This is a genomic window from Domibacillus antri (genome assembly GCF_001936625.1).
Taxonomy (GTDB): domain Bacteria; phylum Bacillota; class Bacilli; order Bacillales; family Domibacillaceae; genus Domibacillus; species Domibacillus antri.
Genome location: NZ_MSDU01000072.1, coordinates 1 through 1,305, shown reverse-complemented (window position 1 = coordinate 1,305; position 1,305 = coordinate 1). Strand labels below are relative to the sequence as shown.

1 protein-coding gene is annotated in these 1,305 nt (G+C 34.5%); it reads left to right on the top strand.

What is annotated here, in order from left to right; all coding sequences use genetic code 11:
• Positions 1 to 733: 733 nt before the first annotated feature.
• Positions 734 to 1,305, top strand: a 572-nt coding sequence (locus BTO30_RS16680) for an MEDS domain-containing protein (RefSeq protein ID WP_075399816.1), incomplete at its 3' end; no start/stop codon positions are given.

Genomic DNA, 1,305 nt, shown 5'->3' with positions numbered 1-1,305 from the left:
TCGCTGCCGTTGGAATGGCAGGCTGAAATGGCCTTGTTTCTACATCATTATTTTGAGGTTCACTGGAAGGAAACTGTATGATTCTGGTTAATCAACACGCGTGTTATTTTACGTTAAGTTTTACAAATAGCTCCGTTATTTTTTATCAGTGTTGCTCGGTCTCCGGACTGAGCGGCCTTTTTATTTCATTAAACGATTCAAAAGTGCTAAAAGAATGCAAACCAGGTAAGGATTACAAAAGTACATTTCTTTCGCTTCCCCTTCACTTAAATAACCATCAAATTATGGCATGCCCGGTTTCAATTCATCACCGATTATCCGAACTCCTTTCATTCATTCAATTTTTTCCCTAAAAACTTATTGTCGGTATTTGTCGATTTAAATTTGTAGAATTTCAGCTATTATTGTAGGAAAATATAAGAAACCACTTTTTCACACACGAAAAGTGCTTTTATTTTTACACTATGAATGGAACTTTTATCTTGAAAAGTAAAATTGCAGAAAATATTCTGATCGGGTGCACAGGTTGCTGGTCCGTGATGATGATTCTTCTTTGAATTTTATTTCTGTTCTTTTATCCGGCATGAAATATGCAAGAGGATTTGCAGCAGACAAAATGGAAATTGATGTATAAATACTTTTATTCATCGAAGTTATGGATGGTGACAGTGACATACAACAGTCAAAAGAAACTGTCCGCTTTTTTCTAGTTTCCTAAAAGGAGCTGAAATTTATGTTTGATACTAAGTCAAAACAGATATGCAGTCTATTCGAATCCATTGACTGTGCTCATATTCTATATGTTTTTCAAAATAATGAAGCGTATATCGAGAATGCCGCCTCTTTTATATTGGCTGGTATTAAATCGGGGAAACCAACTCTAATTATCGAAAACGATCGGTTGTGGCCAGTGATAGAAGCTCGTTTAAGTTCTTTCCTGGACCATGAAAAAAGAAAGCTATTTATATTCGTGAACAACTATGATTATTATTCTACCGTCATCAATATAAAAGATCCTTCAAAAAATTTTTATTCAAATGAGGCTTATAAAGCCTATATTCAATCCTACACGAAGAGAGTTTGGGCACATGTTGAATGGAGCAAAAATTCAGGCTTTCCACCATATCTTGAAAATTTTCTTCTACTCGCTAATCAATCAATAAAAAAAGGCGGGCATACTTGTGTAAGTGCTTATGATAAATTAAATCTCACCAACGAAGCAGAGAAAATGCTAATCAAAAATCATGATCTTCAATTAACGGATCAAAAAAGTATCTTTAATATCACGCGTGGTAACTACTCAGA